At 65.5% G+C, this 20648-nt stretch carries 21 protein-coding genes; 14 read left to right on the top strand and 7 right to left on the bottom strand.

Features of this window, described 5'->3' with window-relative positions; translation table 11 throughout:
- Together RDV64_RS07230 and RDV64_RS07225 are read left to right on the top strand one after the other, a co-directional pair.
- On the top strand, positions 1 to 1053 hold the full coding sequence (locus RDV64_RS07230) for an aldo/keto reductase (protein WP_309198597.1): 1053 nt from the start codon (positions 1 to 3) through the stop codon (positions 1051 to 1053).
- A gap of 7 nt (positions 1054 to 1060) precedes the next feature.
- Entirely contained in the window at positions 1061 to 1816 is a 756-nt protein-coding gene (locus tag RDV64_RS07225; RefSeq protein WP_309198596.1) for a sulfite exporter TauE/SafE family protein, read from the top strand.
- On the opposite strand, the gene RDV64_RS07220 is transcribed toward RDV64_RS07225, so the two are convergent.
- On the bottom strand, positions 1811 to 2020 hold the full coding sequence (locus tag RDV64_RS07220; protein ID WP_309198595.1) for a hypothetical protein: 210 nt from the start codon (positions 2018 to 2020) through the stop codon (positions 1811 to 1813). The two genes, RDV64_RS07225 and RDV64_RS07220, sit on opposite strands and share 6 nt — an antisense overlap.
- 69 nt (positions 2021 to 2089) lie before the next feature.
- Here RDV64_RS07220 and RDV64_RS07215 point away from each other — a divergent pair, with 69 nt between their 5' ends.
- The 4 genes from RDV64_RS07215 to RDV64_RS07200 are packed head-to-tail and all read left to right on the top strand — an operon-like array spanning position 2090 to position 5556.
- Positions 2090 to 3019 (top strand): threonine/serine dehydratase, encoded by a 930-nt coding sequence (locus tag RDV64_RS07215; RefSeq protein ID WP_309198594.1) that lies wholly within the window; start codon positions 2090 to 2092, stop codon positions 3017 to 3019.
- Positions 3020 to 3076: 57 nt separating this feature from the next.
- Positions 3077 to 4189: a 3-isopropylmalate dehydrogenase gene (gene leuB, locus RDV64_RS07210; RefSeq protein ID WP_309198593.1), complete on the top strand. Its 1113-nt coding sequence runs from the start codon at positions 3077 to 3079 to the stop codon at positions 4187 to 4189.
- Positions 4186 to 4623 (top strand): DUF4174 domain-containing protein, encoded by a 438-nt coding sequence (locus tag RDV64_RS07205; RefSeq protein WP_309198592.1) that lies wholly within the window; start codon positions 4186 to 4188, stop codon positions 4621 to 4623. The genes leuB and RDV64_RS07205 overlap by 4 nt, the downstream gene beginning before the upstream one ends.
- Positions 4624 to 4626: 3 nt before the next feature.
- Positions 4627 to 5556 (top strand): DMT family transporter, encoded by a 930-nt coding sequence (locus RDV64_RS07200; protein WP_309198591.1) that lies wholly within the window; start codon positions 4627 to 4629, stop codon positions 5554 to 5556.
- A 228-nt stretch (positions 5557 to 5784) separates the two neighbouring features.
- Here the strand turns inward: RDV64_RS07200 and RDV64_RS07195 are convergent, their stop codons facing one another.
- From RDV64_RS07195 to RDV64_RS07185, 3 genes are read right to left on the bottom strand one after another with little or no spacing between them, the layout of a single operon-like run.
- A complete protein-coding gene (locus RDV64_RS07195; RefSeq protein ID WP_309198590.1) occupies positions 5785 to 6933 on the bottom strand; it encodes a mandelate racemase family protein in 1149 nt (382 codons plus the stop codon).
- Position 6934: 1 nt separating this feature from the next.
- Positions 6935 to 7855, bottom strand: coding sequence for a 5-dehydro-4-deoxyglucarate dehydratase (gene kdgD, locus RDV64_RS07190; protein WP_309198589.1), 921 nt, complete (start codon positions 7853 to 7855; stop codon positions 6935 to 6937).
- Between the two features lie 55 nt (positions 7856 to 7910).
- Positions 7911 to 8663, bottom strand: a complete 753-nt coding sequence (locus RDV64_RS07185) for a FadR/GntR family transcriptional regulator (RefSeq protein WP_309198588.1) — start codon at positions 8661 to 8663, stop codon at positions 7911 to 7913.
- A gap of 376 nt (positions 8664 to 9039) precedes the next feature.
- On the opposite strand from RDV64_RS07185, the gene RDV64_RS07180 reads away from it, so the two are divergent.
- Entirely contained in the window at positions 9040 to 9591 is a 552-nt protein-coding gene (locus tag RDV64_RS07180; protein ID WP_309198587.1) for a BA14K family protein, read from the top strand.
- 198 nt (positions 9592 to 9789) lie between these two features.
- Positions 9790 to 10113: a metalloregulator ArsR/SmtB family transcription factor gene (locus RDV64_RS07175; protein ID WP_309198586.1), complete on the top strand. Its 324-nt coding sequence runs from the start codon at positions 9790 to 9792 to the stop codon at positions 10111 to 10113.
- Positions 10114 to 10297: 184 nt separating this feature from the next.
- On the opposite strand, the gene RDV64_RS07170 is transcribed toward RDV64_RS07175, so the two are convergent.
- On the bottom strand, positions 10298 to 11329 hold the full coding sequence (locus RDV64_RS07170) for a putative zinc-binding metallopeptidase (protein ID WP_309198585.1): 1032 nt from the start codon (positions 11327 to 11329) through the stop codon (positions 10298 to 10300).
- A gap of 192 nt (positions 11330 to 11521) precedes the next feature.
- Between RDV64_RS07170 and RDV64_RS07165 the strand changes: the two genes are divergently transcribed.
- The 4 genes from RDV64_RS07165 (at position 11522) to RDV64_RS07150 (ending at position 16354) form a co-directional block, all read left to right on the top strand.
- Positions 11522 to 12460, top strand: a complete 939-nt coding sequence (locus RDV64_RS07165) for a TAXI family TRAP transporter solute-binding subunit (protein WP_309199449.1) — start codon at positions 11522 to 11524, stop codon at positions 12458 to 12460.
- 9 nt (positions 12461 to 12469) lie between these two features.
- Entirely contained in the window at positions 12470 to 14248 is a 1779-nt protein-coding gene (locus RDV64_RS07160) for a TRAP transporter permease (protein WP_375143813.1), read from the top strand.
- 25 nt (positions 14249 to 14273) lie between these two features.
- Entirely contained in the window at positions 14274 to 15245 is a 972-nt protein-coding gene (locus RDV64_RS07155; RefSeq protein WP_309198584.1) for a calcium/sodium antiporter, read from the top strand.
- A 74-nt stretch (positions 15246 to 15319) separates the two neighbouring features.
- On the top strand, positions 15320 to 16354 hold the full coding sequence (locus tag RDV64_RS07150; RefSeq protein ID WP_309198583.1) for an aspartate-semialdehyde dehydrogenase: 1035 nt from the start codon (positions 15320 to 15322) through the stop codon (positions 16352 to 16354).
- Between the two features lie 220 nt (positions 16355 to 16574).
- Here RDV64_RS07150 and RDV64_RS07145 read toward each other — a convergent pair whose 3' ends face one another.
- The gene (locus RDV64_RS07145) at positions 16575 to 16916 is read right to left on the bottom strand and encodes a DUF952 domain-containing protein (protein ID WP_309198582.1); all 342 of its coding nucleotides are present in this window, start codon (positions 16914 to 16916) and stop codon (positions 16575 to 16577) included.
- Positions 16917 to 17131: 215 nt separating this feature from the next.
- On the opposite strand from RDV64_RS07145, the gene RDV64_RS07140 reads away from it, so the two are divergent.
- Complete coding sequence (locus RDV64_RS07140; RefSeq protein WP_309198581.1) at positions 17132 to 17767, top strand: helix-turn-helix transcriptional regulator; 636 nt, start codon at positions 17132 to 17134, stop codon at positions 17765 to 17767.
- Between the two features lie 7 nt (positions 17768 to 17774).
- Here RDV64_RS07140 and RDV64_RS07135 read toward each other — a convergent pair whose 3' ends face one another.
- On the bottom strand, positions 17775 to 18842 hold the full coding sequence (locus RDV64_RS07135) for a ligase-associated DNA damage response exonuclease (protein ID WP_309198580.1): 1068 nt from the start codon (positions 18840 to 18842) through the stop codon (positions 17775 to 17777).
- 91 nt (positions 18843 to 18933) lie between these two features.
- On the opposite strand from RDV64_RS07135, the gene aceB reads away from it, so the two are divergent.
- Positions 18934 to 20517, top strand: a complete 1584-nt coding sequence (gene aceB / locus RDV64_RS07130) for a malate synthase A (RefSeq protein ID WP_309198579.1) — start codon at positions 18934 to 18936, stop codon at positions 20515 to 20517.
- Positions 20518 to 20648: the final 131 nt, after the last annotated feature.

Here is a 20648-nt window from a genome sequence, read left to right as displayed (position 1 = left end):
ATGGACTATCGCCCGCTCGGCCGTACGGGCCTTTCGGTCAGCGCGCTTTCCCTCGGCACGATGACGTGGGGAACGCAGAACACCGAAGACGAAGGCTTCGCGCAGATGGACTATGCGCTGGAGCGCGGCCTCAATCTGTGGGACGCCGCCGAACTCTACCCGACGCCCACAGCCGCCGAAACGCTGGGGCGGACCGAGGAAATCATCGGCAACTGGATGGCGGCGCGCGGCACCCGCGACAAGATCATCCTCGCCAGCAAGGTGCTCGGCCGTTCCGAAAACCGCTGGTTCCGCGATGGTGATCGCGAGCCGCGCCTTACCGCCCGCGACATCGAAGAGGCCGTCAACAAGAGCCTGAAGCGGCTGAAGACCGACAGGATCGATCTTTACCAGGTCCACTGGCCGGACCGGACGACCACCCAGTTCGGCTCCAACCCCATGGTCTACAACACGCCGAAAAAGGTCGACGACGAAACGCCGATCCACGAGAGCCTTGAGGCGCTGGACCGGCTGGTGAAGGCCGGCAAGGTCCTCCACATCGGCATTTCCAACGAATCCACCTGGGGGCTGATGAAGTGGATTGCGGCAGCGGACGCAGGCCACGGGCCGCGCATTGCCTCGATCCAGAATGCCTACAGCCTCGTCAACCGCACGTTCGAGGTGAACCTTGCCGAGGCGGCGCTGCGCGAAGACGTGTCCTTGCTGGCCTACTCCGCGCTGGCGCAGGGCTACCTCACCGGAAAGTACCGCGGCGGCGCTCTGCCCGAGGGCGCCCGCAAGACGCTGTACAATCGCCTGACCCGCTATGAAGGCCCCGGCGCCGAGGTGGCCAACGACAAGTACGTGGCCCTGGCCGAGGAGGCCGGGCTCGACCCGGCGCAGATGGCAATCGCGTTCGCCATGTCGCGCCCGTTCATGACCAGCGTCATCATCGGCGCAACCAGAATGGAGCAGCTGAAAAGCGTGATCGACGCTGCCGACATCACGCTGGGCGACGACCTTCTCGCCGAGATCGACAAGGTTCAGCGCGCCCACGGCAACCCCAGCCCGTGAGCCGCCGGTGATCGCATTCCTGCCGGATGGCATCACCTGGGGCGCCGCCGCGGCGCTGATGGTGGTGTCGCTTCTGTCCAGCGCCCTGACGGCGGCTGTGGGGATCGGCGGAGGCATCGTTTTCCTGGTGGCGCTCACCTTCGTGGTGCCCATCGAGGCGCTGATTGCCCTGCACGGAATCATCCAGGTCGGCTCCAATGCCGGCCGGACCATCGTCCTTGCAAGGCAGGTGAACTACCGGCTTCTGCTGCCGTTCGTTCTGGGTGCAACCGTGGGCGTCGCCATTGGCGCGGCGCTGGTGACGGACCTGCCGGAAGCGACCATCCTCCTGGCCATCGGCGTCTTCGTCACGGTCACGACCTGGGTCAAGCCACCGCCATTCGGGCGGGGTCAGCCGGCCGTGCTGGCCATCGGCGGGGCCGGCGCGTCGATCCTGACCATGTTCATCGGGGCCACGGGGCCGTTCGTGATTGCGATGATGCGGCAGACGGGGCTGTCGCACATCGGCCTCGTTGCCACCAATGGCGCGGCGATGACCGTGCAGCACGCCCTCAAGGTCATCGCGTTCGGCATTCTGGGCTTCAATTTCATGCCGTGGCTGCCGCTGGTCGCCGCGCTGATTGCGAGCGGCTTTGTCGGAACGCTGATCGGCGCGCGGCTCCTGCGCTCGCTTCCCGAACAGGCGTTGCGTATGGCGCTGAAGGTGGTGCTGACCATGCTTGGCCTCCACCTCATCGTCCGCGGCGTGCTGGACCTCCTATGAGCGCGGCCGCGGGTTGCCGTCCGGCCCCTCGGTGCCGTACGGCATCCGCGGCTCGTTGTGGGTCATGCGCGGATCGTCCATCAGCGACGAATGCTCGTTTTCGATCTTCGCCTGGTAGGCACGGTAGCGCTGGTAGGCGGCAAAAAGGGCGACGACCACCAGCGTGGCGATGGCCAGGACGAGGACGAGGGATAAATCTTCCATGGCGTTTGTAACCTCCGGTTTCGTAATAAAACAGAAATTGCAGGAACACGTTCCTGTCAGGGCAATGGCATGATTGACGCAGGCGACATTGACGCAGCCGCGGAGCGGATTGCGCCCTACGTGCGGCGCACCCCGCTTCTGGCGCTGCGCGGCCCGGTGCCGTGCGAACTGAAGCTCGAACAGTTGCAGGTCACGGGCTCGTTCAAGGCACGGGGCGCGTTCAACACGCTGTTGTCGCAAAAGGTGCCGGCGTCTGGCGTGGCGGCGGCATCGGGCGGCAACCACGGCATCGCCGTTGCCCACGCCGCGCGCGAACTTGGCCACAAGGCGGCGATCTTCGTGCCCGAGATTGCAAGCCCCGCAAAGATCGCCGCAATCCGCGCCGCGAAGGCCGAGATTCACATCGGTGGCGCACGCTACGCCGATGCGCTGGCCGCCTGCGAGGCCTACCAGGCTGAAACCGGCGCGATGAGCATCCATGCCTACGACGCGGAGCCGACCATCACCGGCCAGGGCACCGTCGCGCGCGAATGGGAGCAGCAGAGTGCGGGGCTCGACACGGTGCTCGTCGCGGTCGGCGGTGGCGGGCTGATTGCGGGCATCGCCGCATATTTCGGCAAGCGGATCCGCGTGGTGGGCGTGGAGCCGGAGGGCTCGCGATGCCTCTATAACGCGCTGGAAGCTGGCGGGCCGGTCGACGTCAAGGTCGACAGCATCGCCGCCGACTCGCTTGGCGCACGCAGCGCCGGGGCGCTGAACTTCACCATTGCGCGGCTGCGCGTTGCCGAGGTGAAGCTGGTCACGGATGCGGCCATCCGCGCCGCGCAGCGCACCCTGTGGCGCGAGGCGCGGCTTGTCACCGAGCCCGGCGGTGCGGCGGCCTATGCGGCGTTGTCGTCCGGCGCCTACCGGCCGGCACCCGGCGAGCGGGTCGGGGTTCTCGTCTGCGGTGCCAATACAGACCCGATCACCTTCGGCGCGGTGCTCGACACGAATTGAACGCGGGACCGACTTGGGCGTAGAGAAGAGGCGATCTTTCCAAAAGCAAGGAACGCCATGCCTTCCCTTCTCCTTCTCGCCGGTGACGGCATTGGCCCCGAAGTGATGGCCGAAACCCGCCGCGTGATCGAATTCTTCAACCGCCGCGGGGCGGCGTTCGAGCTTGCCGAAGGGTTGGTCGGCGGCGCTGCGGTGGACGCCGAGGGCGCCCCGGTCTCCGAGGAAACAATGGCGACGGCAGAAGCCGCAGATGCGATCCTGTTCGGCGCCGTCGGCGGCCCGCAATATGACGACCTTGCCTACGACCTGCGCCCCGAAGCCGGCCTCCTGCGTTTGCGCAAGGCATTCGAGCTGTTCGCCAACATCCGCCCGGCCATCTGCTATCCGGCGCTGGCCGACTCCTCGTCGCTGAAGCGCGACGTGGTCGAAGGCCTCGACATCGTGATCCTGCGCGAATTGACCGGGGGCGTGTATTTCGGTGAGCCGAAGACCATCGAGGATATCGGCAACGGCCAGAAGCGCGCCGTCGACACGCAGGTTTACGACACCTACGAGATCGACCGGATCGCCCGTGCCGCCTTCGAGCTTGCCCGTGCCCGCGCCACCGGCGGCAACGCGCCCCGCGTGACGAGCATGGAAAAACGCAACGTCATGAAGACCGGCGTCTTGTGGCGCGAGGTGGTGCAGGCCGCCCGCGACGACGGCAACACCGACATCGTGCTGGACCACATGCTCGCCGACGCCGGCGCCATGCAGCTGGTGCGCGCACCCAAGCAGTTCGACGTGATCGTCACCGACAACCTCTTCGGCGACCTCCTGTCCGACATTGCAGCGCAGCTCACCGGGTCGCTGGGGATGCTGCCGTCCGCATCGCTGGGGGCGGTGGACGCGAAGTCCGGCCGCCGCCGCGCGCTGTACGAGCCGGTCCACGGGTCCGCGCCCGACATTGCGGGCCAGGGCCTTGCCAACCCGATCGCAATGATCGGCTCGCTCGCGATGGCGCTGAAATATTCCTTCGGCATGACGGCCGAGGCGGATCTGGTGGACGGCGCGATTGCGGCGGCGCTGGACAAGGGCGCCCGCACCTCGGATATCGCGGCAGGCGGCGCTGCGCTGTCCACCAGCGAAATGACCGATGCCATCCTGACCGAGATGGAAAAAGCGGCGTGATCCGCGCGCTTGTCGCGGTCCTGTTTTCGGTGTTCGGAGGGGCGGCCATGGCAAGCGATCTGGACGAGGTGCGCTGGCAGTACCGGCCGCTCCTCGTCTTCACCCCGGCGGCGGACAACACCAGCCTGTCGCGCCAGACGACAATCCTTGCCGACAACAAGGCCGGGCTGACGCCCCGCAAGATCGCGGTCTACGTGGTCGAGATGGACCGGGTGTTCACGATTTTCGGTGCGCCGGCGCCGGACGCGGATGCGAAGCGCCTCCGCCGGCGCTTTCGCGTGCCCGATGCAGCGTTCCGCGTGGTGCTCATCGGCCTGGACGGGGGCGCTAAGCTCACCCGGGACGAAGCCCTCCCGGCAGACGAGCTCTTCAACACAATCGACGCGATGCCCATGCGGCAGCGCGAACTGCGCGAGCGCGCGTCCGGAAACTGATTCATGGCCATGTCCGACAATGCCAAGGGGGCGCTGCTGATGTGCGTCTCCATGGGCGCGTTCTGTATCAACGACGGTTTCATGAAGGAGAACTTCGAGACGTCGCCGGTGGCGCAGACGATCTTCATCCGCGGCCTGTTCGCGTCCGCGATCCTGGTGGCATGGGCGCAGGCCACCGGCGCCTTGCGCTTCCGCCCGGCCCGGCACGAGATCCGCCCTCTCGTCTTCCGCTCCATAGGCGAGATCCTGGGGACGGCGTCATTCATGATGGCGCTGTCCCACATGCCGCTGGCCAATGCGACGGCGGTGCTCCAGGGCGCGCCGCTGGCCGTCACCATGGCCGCCGCGCTGTTCCTCGGCGAAAAGGTGGGGTGGCGCCGCTGGTCGGCCATCATGGTCGGCTTTATCGGGATGCTGGTGATGCTGCGGCCCGGAGGGGCCGACTTCGACCTTTATGCCATCTTCGCGGTGTTTGCGGTGCTCTTCATCGTGTTGCGCGACCTTGGCACCCGCGGCATGAGCGCCGCGACGCCGACGCTGTACGCCAGCGCGATCTCCGCGGTCTGCATCACGGTGGTGTCCGGCCTCGTCATCCCCTTCGAGGGGTGGAAGGTGCCGGTGGGGCGGGAAGCATTGCTGGCCGCATGCTCGGCCGCCTTCATTATCGTCGGCTACGTGACGAATGTCGGCTCCATGCGGTTCGGCGATGTGAGTGCGGTCTCGCCGTTTCGCTACACGGTGCTGATCTGGGCGCTGCTGATCGGCTATTTCGGCTTCGGGCAGGTGCCGGACACCATGACGCTGATCGGCGCTGCCATCGTGGTGGCGGCCGGCCTTTACACCCTGTGGCGCGAGCAGATCCGCGGGCAGGACATTGGTGCCCGTTCCTCGGCCCGCCCCTTCAGCCCGGCCCAGGAAGAGCCGGAGGCATAGGGCGGACGGCGCGACCGCGCCGACATTATTACTTGAAAGACGAGGGATTTCCTCCCTCGTGCTCCCTCCCGTTCGCCACGTGGCAGGGGTTCAGGGCAGATGGCCGCTTCGCGTCCTTCTGTCCTGAACCCCTGATGCGAGCGTGTGCCGGGCCCGGCACGCGTCAAGGGTGAAGGCTTCGCCCGCCTTCGGCGCCCTTGACCCGTGCCGGTCCCTCGGGAAGCTGGCTCAGGCGACGCGGTTGTTCTCGATGTGGTCGAAGTCGATCTCTTCGCCGAGGCCCGGCCTGTCGGAGAGGTGGACGAAACCGTCCTCGTCCATGGGGTCGGCCAGCGTCTTCAGGTAGTCGTGCCCGTCGTCATATTCGAGGAAGGGGTGGAGGAGGCCGCGCTCGTACCAGCGGCAGTTGCGCGAGGCGGCGGCGACAATGAGGTTGGCCGCGCCGTTGCCGTGGACCTCGCAGTCCATGCCGAAGCATTCGGCCATGCGCATGGTTTTCAGCGCTGGGGTGATGCCGCCCACATCGTGAACGCCGGTGCGCAGGATATCGACCGCGCCGGCCTTCACCCACTCGGCCCGTGCCCAGAACTTGCCTGCCGCGGTTTCGGGGCCGAGCACGGGGATGTCGAGCGCGCCGGCAAGCCACGCATAGGACGACATCGACTGCTCGTCCATCGGCTCCTCGATCCAGGCAAAGCCCAGTTTTTCGAGGCCGCGGCCAAGGGCCAGTGCGTCGAGCCGGGAGTACCAGTGGAAGGCGTCGATCATCAGCGCAATGTCGGGGCCGACCGCCTCGCGCACGGCAGCGCATGCCCTGAGGTCCGCCTTCACGTCCGGCGCCCAGGAGACCGGCGGCATCCAGGTGTGGAGCTTGATGCCCTTGTAGCCGCGGGCAACCAGCTTCTGCGCAAACCTGCCATAGTCGTCGGGGGTGGCAAGGCCGCCTTCCAGCTCGTCGCCGCACATGGTGGAGCCGTAGGCGGGCACCTTGTCGCGGTAGGCGCCGATGAGCTTGTGGACCGGCTGGTTGAGCGCCCGGCCGGCAAGGTCCCACAGCGCGCAGTCGACGATGGCGAGGGTGCGGTCGGTCAGTTGGGCCGCGGAGCCGCGCTGCCAGTGCGCCAGATCGTGCCACAGGCGTTCCCGGTCGCGCGCATCCTGCCCGATCAGCACCTTCTTCACGTACTTGTCGATGAGGTGCGGGCGGACCACTTGCGGCGCCGCAAACGCATGGCCCTCGTGACCGTCCTCGGTGGTGACGGTGAGCAGGGATTGCGCGACCTTGTGAGCAGGGCCGGGGTGGCCGTGCCCTGCGCTGTCGGAATGGCGCTTCGTCTTGGTCCTGAAGGTGCGGACGGAAACGTCTGTGATGATCACATCATGCCTCGACGGAGTTGGCGTCCACCTGGTCCATGAGGCGGGACATCATGGCCTCTTCCTCGCCGGTGAGATCGGTGAGCGGGGAGCGGACGCCGCCGGCCTTGAAGCCGCGCAGGCGCACGCCGGCCTTGATCGCGCTGACGGCGTAGCCCTTCTGGCGGTTGCGGATGGCCATGAACGGATAGAAGAAATCATTCAGGATCGCCGTGCAACGGGCGATGTCACCGCCGCGCAGGGCCTTGTAGAACTCCTGCGCCAGCGCCGGAACGAAGTTGAACACCGCCGACGAATAGGTGGTGAAGCCTGCGCCGAGATAGGCTTCGGCAAACAGCTCGGCGGTGGGCATTCCGCCCAGATAGGTGAGCCGGTCACCCATCTTTGCCGTGATCTGGCGCACCTTGCCGATGTCGCCCGACCCGTCCTTGAAGCCGACGAGGTTGGGGCACGCATCGCAAAGGCGGGCAAGGGTGTCGGCCTCCAGAATGGAATTGTCGCGGTTGTAGACCATCACGCCGATGCCGATCGCGTCGCAGACCGCCTTGATGTGGGCGAAAAGGCCCTCCTGCGGTGCGTCGATCAGGTAGTGCGGCAGGAGGAGGATGCCGTCGCCGCCGGCGCGCTCCACGGAGCGGGCGATCTCGATGGCAATCTCGGTGCCGTAACCGCAGCCGGACACGATGGGCGTGTTGCCGGCCGCTTCCTTGGCCGCGGTGACGATTTCGGGAATTTCGCGGGGGGCAAGGGAGAAGAACTCGCCGGTGCCTCCTGCGGCAAACAGGGTCGCCGCATTGTAGCCGGACAGCCATTCGACGTGGGCCTGGTACGGCTCTCTGGTAAAGGCGCCGTTGGCATCGAATGCCGTCACCGGGAAAGAAAGCAGCCCACTGCCGAGTGCTGCCTTGAGGTCTTGAGGGGTCATCCTGCGTCCTTCGCCTGTCGTTCGGCTTGCAAATCAGCACAAATGACGAATCTGTTCAACTCGTATGATGAGTTGCGGGACGGTGTCGCGCCAGATCGCGATAGCGCTGCTGGCTGCGCTTCAGATGGTCGCGCATGGCCTCGCGGGCGGCGCCCGGATCTGTCCGGCAGATCGCATCGGCAATCTGGTCGTGCTCGTTGCAGAGCATCTCGATGTAGTCCGGCGTGATTACGCTGCTGATTTCGGCGCGCATGGCGGCGCGGGGGATGGCGCCAACGCCCATCACCTCCAGAAATTCGCGAAAGCGCGGATTATTGGTGGCATCTGCGATGGCAAGGTGGAAGGCAAGGTCTGCTTCCGTGGTGAGGATGCCCGCGGCCGCGCAGCGGCGCAGCTCGGTACAGGCATCCATGATCGCATCTTCCTGGACCGGGGAGCGGCGGTTGGCGGCGAGGGATGCGGCCTCCATCTCCACCGCGGCGCGCAGTTCCAGCATCTCGATGATGGCCGAGATCCGGTCCCAGTCGAGGATCTGAAACGGCTTGGCTTCGTCGATTGCAGGTTCGAGCACGAAGACGCCTGCGCCTTGCCGGGGCTCCACGAGGCCATCGGCGCGCAAGCCGGCGATGGCTTCCCGCACCACGGTTCGGCTGACCTTGAACTGCTCGGTGAGCTGGCTTTCCGGCGGCAGACGTTCGCCGGGCTTGTAGGTGCCGCCGGCAATCTGGTTGCGGAGATCCTCGATCACTTCCAGCACCAGATTGCGCCGGGCCGGCCTCGGTACTCCGGCGTTGCGTTCATCGGTCATCGATGGGGGCCTGGCGCGCTTGAGGTCGACATACGGGCCGCCGGGCGGCGGGTCGCAAGTCGTATCATATCTTGATCTGAATTGGTGTGATAGCTCTGCGGGGCGGAGGGTCGCGCGGTTTTACCGGCCGGCAATCCTTCGCAGACGGATGTCTGCAAGTTGAGTGTTCTGGCCATGGGCGACCCTTGCCCCGTTCTGCTCCGGCGGTAAAACGTTCAAGCGACATTCATGGTCACGGGACGATATTGGCATTATTCGGTTGCCAAGGAAGGCGTCCGCGGCAGCACGCACCAAGGAGAGTACAATGTTGTTCGATCGAATTCGTCGGCCGGCCGCATGGATCGGTCTCACGGCCGCGATGGCGCTGGGAGCGCCCATGGGGACTGCCAGCGCAGCGGTTCATGGCGGCCCGACGCCGCTGACCATCACCCCGCACTTTGCTGACGTGATGGCAAATGCGGCAACCGAGGATGCTGCCGCAGGGGAGGGTGTCCAGGTTGCCGAGACCGCGCGCCAGCGGCGCTTGCGGATCCGACGCCAGGAGCGCAGGCGCGCCAACCGCCGTGCCACGCAGCGCAACCGCCAGGTCCGGCGCAACGTGAGGCGCAACACCCGCCGCCGCGTGGCCCGGCAGGAGCGCAACCGCATCTACCGCAACAATCGCTGGTACTACTACAACGATGGCGGTTGGTACGATAACAACGGCGCAGCGTTGGCTGCTGGCCTGGTCGGCCTTGCCGCCGGTGCAGCCATTGCCGGCTCCGTGAACAGGCAGCCTGAGGTTGTGGTGGTTGAGCCCGGATACGGCGTCGCGCCCTACTCTTCGGAGTGGTATCGCCGCTGTGACATGAAATACAACTCGTTCCGCGCCAGCGACGGGACGTATCTGGGTTATGACGGCGTTCGCCACACCTGCCGCCTGCCCTGATCCCTGCCAGTCAGGCCTTTGATAATGAAGCCGGTCCCCAGCGGGGCCGGCTTTTTTCGTTGTTATTAAATCTCGCCATAACTCGACCACATTCTTAAATCACTATCGGATCATTCAAGGGGTCTATGCAAATCAAGGTTGCAAAATGCCCGCAAAGGTACTAATAATCAATTAATGCAACCCATACGGGAGATTGACATGACGGATTCTAATGGTTTGCTCGCAATTTTCGCGGCACTCGCAGACGACACACGCTTTGCGATCGTACGGAGGCTGCTGTCCGACGGGGAACTTCCCGTTGGCGCGATTGCCGCACCGTTCAGCGTGACGGCCCCGGCAATTTCCCGGCACCTGCGCGTCCTCGAGTCCGCGGGCCTTGTGGAGCGTCGCATCGACCGGCAGCGCCGGATGATCCGCGTCCGCCCGGATGCGCTCTCTGAAATCGCGGCATGGCTGAACCAGGAGCCGCAGGTTGCCCCGGGCGCCATCGGCAAGCAGGGCCCGCTTTCCATCCACGCCTGATGGACGGATCACGGCGGTCTGGCGAGCAAACGCCGCGATTGGTTCACGCAATCCGGGTTTCTCGCCGCACCGCAGCCACTGCACGATAAACAGGGCGGCTGTTCGCCTCGCGGCAAGCTCTGACCGGAGCCTGCCGCGCGGGTCTCATTCCATCATGCGCGCGGCTGTTCCGTCCGGTTGTGCTTCAGCCCGCCGCGACGGGGACGCGATGCACCATGTCGTGAATGAAGGCGAGCTTCTCGCTCACCGGGCCTGACAGGACGAACGGGTAAAGGTCAGGCTGACCCATCGAGCGGTTGATCGCGTTGATGGCCACCGTCGTCGGCACCCAGGCCGCAACCAGCGCGGCGGAATCTGTCGCCTGATACGGGTCTGCAATCGGCGCAACATTGCCAACGCCAGCGCCGAACGCCGCAGCCGTCTCCAGCCCGTCCACCATGTGAACATAGTGGGCGAAGGTTTCGGCAAAATCCTCCCATGCGTGCGCGGTGGCGTATGTGGAAATGAAATTGTCGGCCCAGTCGGCCGGCGCGCCCTCATCATAATGACGCTTCAGCGCCTCGCCATAATCCTCCCGGTCATCGCCGAAGAGCGCGCGGAAGCTTTCCAGCCGCGCCGGGTCCGTGGCTACCATCCGGTCCCAATAATAATGCCCGACCTCGTGGCGAAAGTGGCCGACCAGCGTGCGGTACGGCTCGCCCATGGACGTGCGGCGCCGTTCGCGTTCCGCATCGTCGCCCTCGGCGATGTTGATGGTGATGAGCCCGTTGGCGTGGCCGGTGAGGTGGTTCTTCTCACTGCCGTCCGCCAGCACCTGATCGGCCAGAAAATCGAACGCCAGACCGCCGTCGTCCGCGGCGACCTTCACCGCCCGCGGCAGATCCCAGGCGATCAGCGAATAGAACAGGACGCGCTTGGCCGCCTCGATCTTGGCCCAGCGCGCAGCATTGCCGGGAACCGAAAGGTCCGGGATCAGCCGGTTGTGCCGACAAGCCTCGCACAGGGCCTCATCGTCGGTCGTCAGCCAGTTGCATCCGATGTCGGCGCGGTTGTCGCAGGCGGGGTAGGACACATCGCCAATCTGCCAACGCTCTCCAGCGGTGCTGAGCATCACGGCCTGCTGCGGCGCATAGGCCAGCGCCTGCCCGCAGCTCACGCAGCTGACAGAGTCGAAAAACACGTCGTGGCCGCAATTCTGGCACGTAAGCCGGCGCATCGCGCCCTCCCTGGTGTGCGCCTCGCATGAAGTGGAGGCGGCATTGGCGCTCCCAAACGCATGGGGGGTGCAATAGTTTCCGCCCCCTGCGCCGTTCGTGCGCTTGCGCCCTGTGCGCCGTTCATGCCCTCATCCGGCAAACGGGGTGAGATGCCCCAGAAAAAACTCACCGGGAGGTCAAGTCAGATGCGTATGAAAACCGCCGCCAGCGCCCTCGTTGCCGGCCTCGTCCTGTTTGCCGCTTCGGCAGATGCGCAGACCCGCGTGACGCTGAAGGCCGCCAAGGCCGGCTCGTCCTATTACCAGATGGCCGTGCAGCTGGCCGAAGCCATGCCGTCCGGCATCGCGGTCACCGTGGAAGAGAGCCAGGGCTCGGTTCAGAACGTGATGGAAGCCACCGTGCGCGGCGGCGATTACGTGTTCACCAGCCCGCCGTCGCTCGTCGGCCTCGCACGGGATGGCAAGGCGATGTTCGCCGACCGCGCCAGCCCCAAATTCGCCGATATCCGCGCGCTGTTCCCGATCCCGTCGCTGACCATGCATTTTGTGGTGCGCGCTGACCAAAACGTGTCGACCTTCGCGGACCTCGAGGGCAAGTCCGTCCTTCTCGGCAAGGGCTCGTTCGGTGCCCGCGAGGGCGAGAAATATATGGCGCTCTTCGGGCTCGACGGGAAAGTGGACATCGCGGACGCTGAGCTCTCCAACGCCGTCGCCGCGCTGAAGAACGGCCAGATCGACGCTTTCGTGACCGCAGGCTCCTTCCCGGCGCCCAACGTGGTCGAGGCCGCGGCCGGCAGCGACGTGACGCTGATCTCGATGACGGACGACGAGGTCGCCGCCACCAAGCGCACCCGGCTCGTCATCCCCGCCGGCACCTATGCCGGGCAGGACGAAGAGGTGGTGACCACCTCGCTGCCGGTCGTCGCCTACGCCACCACCGGCATGGATGACGATACCGCCTACACGCTCACCAAGGCATTCTGGGACAAGAAGGCCGCTCTGGGCAGCGACGCCCGCTGGTGGGACGGCGTGACGCCTGAACTGCTGGCCAACATCACCGGCCAGATCCACCCCGGCGCGCTGAAATATTACGAGGAAGCCGGCATCGAGGTGCCCGAGACGGCGCAATAATTGACCACGATCGAAGACAGCGCGGACGCGCGTCCGGCGATCGGTGCGCGTCCCGTCTGGATCGTACTCGGCGCCGCGACCATTGCGTTTCATCTCTGGCTCGTCGCGTCGGGGCTGGTGCCGAACCTTGTGGCGCGGCCGCTGCACATGGCGCTCGCCATCCCCTGGGTCGCCCTTTATGTGCGCGGGCCGTCCATATCCGGGGCGATCCTGACGGCGGTGGGCGTTGCCGCCTGCCTCTACATTGCCATCAACCACGCCAGCCTCGGTGATCAGTACGGCATGGTCTTCGGCATCACGCAGAAGGTCGTGGCGTTTGCGCTTCTGGGCGTCACCCTGGAGCTGGCGCGCCGGGCCATCGGCTGGCCGCTGCCGCTGGTGGCGCTGATTGCGCTCCTTTACGCATTCTTCGGCGAGATGATCCCCGGCCGCTTCGGCCATGCCGGCATTCCGGACGCCAGCCTTCTGGGCACCCTGACCATTGCCGAGGGCGGCCTCTGGGGGCAGCTCACCGGCATTTCGGTCAACGTGGTCGCCGTGTTCGTCATCTTCGGTGCGGTCCTCAATGCCGGCGAGGCTGGCGCTGGCTTCATGAATGTCGCGGCTGCTGCCGCGGGGCGGCTGAAGGCGGGCGCGGCCAAGGTTTCGGTGCTGTCGTCTGCCCTGTTCGGCTCCATCTCCGGCTCGGCGTCGGCCAATGTCGCGTCCACAGGCGCGGTGACACTGCCGGCAATGCGCAAGCTCGGCTATCCGCGCCATCTGGCCGGCGCGGTGGAGGCTGTCGCGTCCTCCGGCGGCCAGATCATGCCGCCTCTCATGGGGGCGGGCGCCTTCGTGATGGTTGAGCTGACGGGCACGCCCTACAACGCCATCGTGCTGGCGGCGCTTCCCGCGGCCTTTCTCTATTTCTTTGCCGTGTGGATCGGCATCGACGCGTTCGCCACCCGCCACCCGCTGAAGGGACTGCCGCCCGAGGCGCGCCCGGCGGGGCGCACGGTGCTGGTCACCTCGCTGTTTTTCCTCGTGCCGTTCAGCATTCTTTTGGGGGCCATGTTCGGCCTTGGCTACACGCCGCAATATGCAGCGGCCATGGCCATTATGGCCGGTGCCGCGCTGCTGCTCCTCAACGGGCAGCTGCGGTTCAGCCTGCGCCACGCCGGTTCGCGGCTGGCCCGGGCAGCGCTGGTGGCCGGCGAGCAGGTTGCCATCATTGCCGCCATCATCCTGTGCGCCTCCCTCGTGGTGGGCGTGCTGGGCATGACCGGCCTTGGCGTGAAGGTGACGTCGCTCATCTTGTCGGGGGCGGGCGGCGTCCTGTGGCCGGCGCTTCTCCTCACGGCGCTCGCCTGCCTCATCCTCGGCATGGAGGTGCCGACCACGGCGGCCTACGTCATCTGCGTTGCGGTGGCAGGCCCGGCGCTGATCGACCTCGGCCTCGAACCGCTTCACGCGCATCTCTTCGTGTTCTGGTACGCGCTTTTGTCCACCATCACGCCGCCGGTGTGCGGCGCGGTGTTCATTGCCGCCGGCATGGTGGAGGAAAAGTGGCTGAAGGTGGCTGGTGCCGCCATGGCGCTCGGCGTCGGCCTTTACCTTATCCCGCTGGCAATGGTTGCGAACCCGGCTCTGCTCGCCCTGCAGACGGCGCCGCTTCTCGCGTTGCTTGCGCTGCTGAAGTCCGGCGCGGGGCTGGCTGCGGTGTCTTGGGGCATCATCGCGCGCGGCCGCCTCTTTTTGCGCGCGGGCCTTGTGGCCGGCGGTCTCGCCATCATGTTGTGGCCAGTTTGAGTTCCTCCGGCGCGGACGTTGCCCCATGACCTACCTGACGTTGCTTGCCGGCCTCGCCCTTCTTCTGGGCGGGGGGGACTTTCTGGTCCGCGGTGCGGTTGCGCTGGCAACGCGGCTCGGCGTTTCGCCGCTGGTGATCGGGCTCACGCTGGTGGGGTTCGGCACGTCCATGCCGGAGCTGGTGGCCAGCATCCAGGCCGCGCTGATCGGGGCGCCGGGCATTGCGGTGGGCAACATCGTGGGCTCCAACATTGCCAACATTCTCTTGATCCTCGGCCTGTCGGCGCTCATCCTGCCAATCGCGGCAACGCGCGCGGTGCTGCGGCGCGACGGCGTGATCATGTTCGGTGCCTCGCTCGTGCTGGTCGCGGTGGCAGTGTCCGGCGCCATCGAGCGGTGGATGGGTGCAGCGCTGATTGGCGCGCTTGCCGTCTACACCATCGTCTCGTTCGTGCGCTCGTCGCGCAGCGGTGAGGCAAGCGGGGAAGCGGCGGATGTGCCGGGGTGGCCGCGCGGCCTGTGGGTCTCGCTCGCGGTCACTTTGGCGGGCATTGCCGGCGTGGTCGTCGGTGCGGACTTTCTGGTCAAGTCGGCAATCGTCATCGCGCGGGACTTCGGCCTCTCCGAAGCTGTCATCGGGCTGACGGTCGTGGCCATCGGCACGTCGCTGCCGGAGCTGGTCACCTCGGTGATGGCGGCCTTCCGGCGGCAGGGCGACGTGGCGCTCGGCAACATCATCGGCTCCAACATCTTCAACATTCTGGGCATCGGCGGGGCGACGGCCCTGGTCACACGGGTGCCGATCCCGCCGCAGATCGTCCAGCTGGACGTCTGGGTGATGCTGGGGGCTGCGGCCCTGCTCATCGTGTTCGCGTCGATCGGCCGGGGGATTTCCCGCGCCGAGGGAGCGATCCTCGTGGTGTGCTACGGGCTTTATCTGGCGCTGCAGTTCTCGCCGGTCCTGCGCGGGTTCATCGGCGTATCATGGCACCCATGACACATTGCGATTGGACAAGCGCACCGGTTGGCGCCTATGTGCCCGCTGTCAGACCAACGAGAAGTGAGATGGACATGGGCTTTCACGTGGCAGTCGTGGGCGCGACGGGCAACGTCGGCCGCGAAATTCTGGATATTTTGGCTGAGCGCGGCTTTCCGGCCGACAAGGTGACGGCGCTCGCCTCCCGGCGTTCGAAGGGCACCGAAGTGTCCTACGGCGACAAGACGCTGATTTGCCAGGACCTCGAAACCGCTGACTTCTCCAGCGTCGACATCTGCATGATGTCCGCCGGCGGCGACGTCTCGCGCGAGTGGGCGCCCCGGATCGGCAAGGCGGGCTGCGTTGTGATCGACAACTCCTCCGCCTTCCGCACCGACCCGGACGTGCCGCTGATCGTGCCGGAAGTGAATGCCGATGCGGTGACGGGCTTCACCAAGAAGAACATCATCGCCAATCCGAACTGCTCCACCGCGCAGCTGGTGGTCGCGCTGAAGCCGATCCACGACGTGGCAAAGATCAAGCGCGTTGTGGTGTCGACCTACCAGTCGGTCTCCGGCGCCGGCAAGGAAGCGATGGACGACCTGTTTGCGCAGACGCGGGCAGTCTTCGTGTCCGACTCGGTGGAATCGAAGAAGTTCCCCAAGCGGATGGCCTTCAACATCATTCCGCAGATCGACGTGTTCATGGAAGACGGGTCCACCAAGGAAGAGTGGAAGATGATGGTCGAGACCAAGAAGATCCTCGACCCCAAGATCAAGCTGACCGCCACCTGCGTGCGCGTGCCGGTGTTCATCTCCCACGCCGAGGCGGTGAATCTTGAGCTCGAAAGCCCGCTTTCGGCTGACGAGGCGCGCGAGATCCTGCGCGAAGCGCCCGGTTGCCTCGTGATCGACAAGCACGAGCCGGGTGGATACATCACGCCCTACGAAGCGGCCGGCGAAGACGCCACTTACATCAGCCGGATTCGCGACGATGCGACGGTGGAGAACGGCCTGACGATGTGGGTTGTCTCCGACAACCTGCGCAAGGGTGCCGCGCTCAACACCGTGCAGATTGCTGAACTGCTCGTGAACCGGAAGCTCCTCGGCCAGACCCGCCAGGCGGCCTGATGCGAGCGGGGCAGGGCCCAAGGCCCTGACCCCCACCCGCCTTTGCATTAATGCTGATGCAGAGCGGTAACGGCCCCCACGCCCGAAAATTCCTCATTGAGCCGGCGTATTAGCGGTATTTCCGCAATTGCAGGGTGGGCGCGGCCATTCGCGGAAATGAATAATATCCCATACTGACTCAATGGGACTAATTTAGATGCGTCAATCTGCCGCGCCCTGCTCAAGCGGTTTTGTACGAAAAAATCTGGTTGCTGCCGGAACCGTTCAGCGGCCGGATAGAAACAATATCATCTATGTTAAAATCCCGAAAAAGGTGGGGAAAGAAATCCCCGTTGCGGGACGCTTCCCACCGCAGGGCATCTCCCAAAGCGTTCGTCGCCAGTTCCACGGCATATAGTCCTGTCTGACCCTCGAAATGCTTGTCGAGTGTGCCCCGCATTTGGATCAAAGTTGAGAGATGGATGAATCCATCTCGCTTGTCGTCTTCCGAACCGTCGAAGTTCTTATGGTGGAGAAGATGTACAGCCTGCGCTGTCGAAAGTATTTTCCAAACCGTATCCATCGGGATCCCGTATTTTCCAGTTTTGCAAAGCACACCGGAGCGTAGTCCGCGCGCTCAATGTTTCGTAAGACGATGGGAGCTGCTATAGAACTCCAGCGAAAGCCGTTCGGCCTGCATCACAATCCGAGCGGGCACTGAACTCGGCTGGACGTGGTTACCCTGGCGCAACTTCGCCTGATTTCCGTCGCATTTCGCGGCGTAGACGTGGAGGTGGTATGCTGGCACACGATGATGTGTGGGGCGCAATTGATTCCCTCGCCGAACGCAATGGCATGTCTCCTTCCGGGCTGGCACGCCGTTCCGGGCTCGACCCCACCACTTTCAACAAATCCAAACGGTATGCGCCCGACGGAAGGCCGCGGTGGCCGTCCACCGAATCGATCTCGAAGATCCTGCGCGCCACCAGCAGCAACATCGGCGAACTGTTCGGCAGTGGCGCTGTCGCCGGGGGCAGCGGTGCGCTTGCAGTGCCGCTTCTGGGCGAAGCCCACGCCGGGTTCGACCTTGCGCCAACTGGCACCGAGGACCCTGTCATGGTCCCCAAACCGCCACGGATCGTCAGCTTTCCCGACAAACGGCACGACCCGCTCTATGCCCTGTCGGTGGTCGGCTCGTCCATGGAGCCGCTTTACCGCGACGGCGACATCCTGTTCATCGCACCGTCCGCGCCGACGAACCCCGGCAACCGCGTCGTGGTCAAGTTGAAGGACAACGATGTCGTGGTGAAGGTGCTGAAGGAAGCCGCAGGCGACAATTTCGCGTTCCACGCCGTCAACCCCGACCATGAAGACGTGGCGGTGGATGGCGACGAAGTGGAGTGGATCGCGCGGATCGTCTACGCCACACAGTAGGCCGCGCTCATCCGCCATCGCCGGACGCCGGTTTCTCGGAGGCGCCGTCCACCAAGGCGGTGTCGTCTTCCTCGTCGCCGTAGCCGAGGAGATGCAGCGGCCTTGCGTCGATCCCCTGTGTCCGCGCCCAGTGGCAAAGGGCATCTTCCTGCCCGTGGGTGACCCACACCTGCGTCGCGCCGGTCTCCACAATGGTGGTGCACAGGTCCTCCCAGTCGCCATGGTCGGAAATGACGAGGGGAAGCTCCACGCCGCGTTGCCGGGCCCGTGCGCGCACCCGCATCCAGCCTGACGCGAACGCGGTGACGGCATCGCCGAACCGCTGCGCCCACCGGTCCGACAGCGCCGACGGCGGACACATCACGATTTCCCCGCCGAGCGACTTGCGGTCCACGTCCTTCACCGGAACAAGCTCGCCGAAATCCTGTCCACTCGCGATGTAGTGCTCGGTGAGTCGCTGCATGGCGCCGTGGAGGTAGATCGGCCGCGTGTGGCCGGCCGCGCGGATCAGCGCCATCACCCGCTGCGCCTTGCCCAGCGCATAGGCCCCCACCAGATGCGGCCGTTCGGGAAACAATGCGGTCGACTGCACCAGTTTGGCGACCTCGCCGGCGGCGTCCGGGTGGCGGAAGACCGGGAGCGCGAAGGTCGCCTCGGTGACGAACAGGTCGCACGGCACCAGCTCGAACGGGGCGCAGGTGGGATCGCTCTGCCGCTTGTAGTCGCCCGACACCACGGCGCGCTCGCCCCCCCGCTCGATCAGAATCTGCGCCGAGCCGAGGCAATGGCCGGCGGGGTGAAAGCTGACGGTCACGTCGCCGACTTTGGTGCGGACGCCGCAGGGCGAGGGTTGCCGCGTCTGGCAGAACCCTTCGCCGTAGCGCACGGCCATGATGCCGATCGTTTCGGGTGTGGCCATCACGGCGGTGTGGCCGGACCTCGCGTGGTCGGCATGGCCGTGGGTGATCAGCGCCCGCGCAACCGGGCGCACGGGGTCGATGTGAAAGCCGCCGGGCGGGCAATACAGCCCTTCGGGTGAAAGGGAGAGGATCGGAACGCTGGCCACAGGGGACAATGTAGCCCATCGCGGCCGGGGAAACAGGTTGCGCACCCGGCAATCCCAGCCCAGAACTTGATGAGACACGCAACAGCCTAAGGAGCGCAGGGTGGCAGATCTTGACGGGGTGACGATCACAGGGGCGATGGCGCCGCGTTATGACGAGGTTCTGACCGCCGATGCGCTGGCCTTTCTGGCAACGCTGCACCGGGCCTTCCAGCAGCGCCGGGTGGATCTGCTCGCCGCGCGGACCCAGCGCCAGAACGCGATCGACGCCGGCGCGCTGCCGGACTTCCTGCCCGAAACCGCCGACATCCGTGAAGGGGACTGGACGATCGCGCCGATCCCGGCTGATCTCACGGATCGCCGCGTCGAGATAACCGGCCCCGTCGACCGCAAGATGATCATCAACGCGCTCAACTGCGGCGCCAAGGTGTTCATGGCCGACTTTGAGGATGCTTCGTCCCCCACATGGGCCAACATGATGGACGGGCAGGTCAACATGCTCGACCTGTGGCGCGACGAGATCGACTTCACCGACGATCGCGGCAAGGACTACAAGCTGTCGGACGACCCGGCCGTGCTCCTCGTCCGCCCGCGCGGCTGGCATCTGCCGGAAGAACACTTCACGGTTGACGGTGAGGCAATCTCCGGCGCGCTGTTCGATTTCGGCCTTTATTTCTTCCACAATGCGAAGAAGCAGATCGACAAGGGCACCGGCCCCTATTTCTATCTCCCAAAGATGGAGAGCCACCACGAAGCTGCGCTCTGGAACGACGTTTTCGTCGCAGCGCAGGACTATGTCGGCCTCCCCAACGGGACCATCAAGGCCACGGTCCTGATCGAGACGCTACCGGCAGCCTTCGAGATGGACGAGATCCTTCATGCGCTGAAGGACCACATCGTCGGCCTCAACTGCGGGCGGTGGGATTACATCTTCTCGTTCATCAAGACGCTGCAGGCCAAGCCCGACTATGTGCTGCCGGACCGCTCCCAGGTGATCATGGGCAAGGCGTTCCTGCGGGCCTATTCGCAGCTTCTGATCAAGCAGTGCCACCGCCGCGGCGCGTTCGCGATGGGCGGGATGGCGGCGCAGATTCCCAACCGGCGCGATGCCGATGCCAATTCGCAGGCGCTGGAGAAGGTCCGCGCCGACAAGGAGCGCGAGGCCATGGACGGCCATGACGGCACGTGGGTTGCCCACCCGGATCTGGTGCCCATCGCCATGGAGGTGTTCGACCGCGTGATGCCCGGCGCCAATCAGGTGGGCCGCCAGCGTGACGACGTGACGATGAGCCAGGCCGCGATGCTTGAGGTTCACGAGGGCCAGAAGACCGAAGCTGGCGTGCGCGACTGCATTCGCGTCGGCGTCCAGTACATCGAGGCGTGGCTGCGCGGGAAGGGTGCGGTGCCGCTCTACAACCTGATGGAAGACGCCGCGACCGCGGAAATCTCCCGCTCGCAACTGTGGCAGTGGCTGAAATATGGCGCAACGCTCGAGGACGGCACCACCGTCGACCGTGCGCTGTTCGATCGCTGCCTGAAGGAGGAGATGGCTGCGGTGCGCGAGGACGTGGGCGCCGAGACGTACGACGCAGGCCGGTTCGATGACGCGATTGCGCTGTTCACCGATCTCTCCACGGCGGACAGCCTGTCGCCCTTCCTGACGCTGCCGGCTTACCGGATGCTCTGAATTGGGGTGGTCGGCGCTACGCGCCGGCTCTTCACCTGAAAGACGAGGGATTTCCTCCCTCGTGCTCCCTCCCGTTCGCCACGTGGCAGGGGTCAGATCAGACGGACGCTTTGCGACCGGCTGTTCTGATC

Origin of the sequence: Acuticoccus sp. MNP-M23 (genome assembly GCF_031195445.1) — a bacterium.
Classification (GTDB): domain Bacteria; phylum Pseudomonadota; class Alphaproteobacteria; order Rhizobiales; family Amorphaceae; genus Acuticoccus.
Note: the sequence above shows the minus strand (reverse complement) of the source record. Positions and strands in the feature narration are given on the sequence as shown.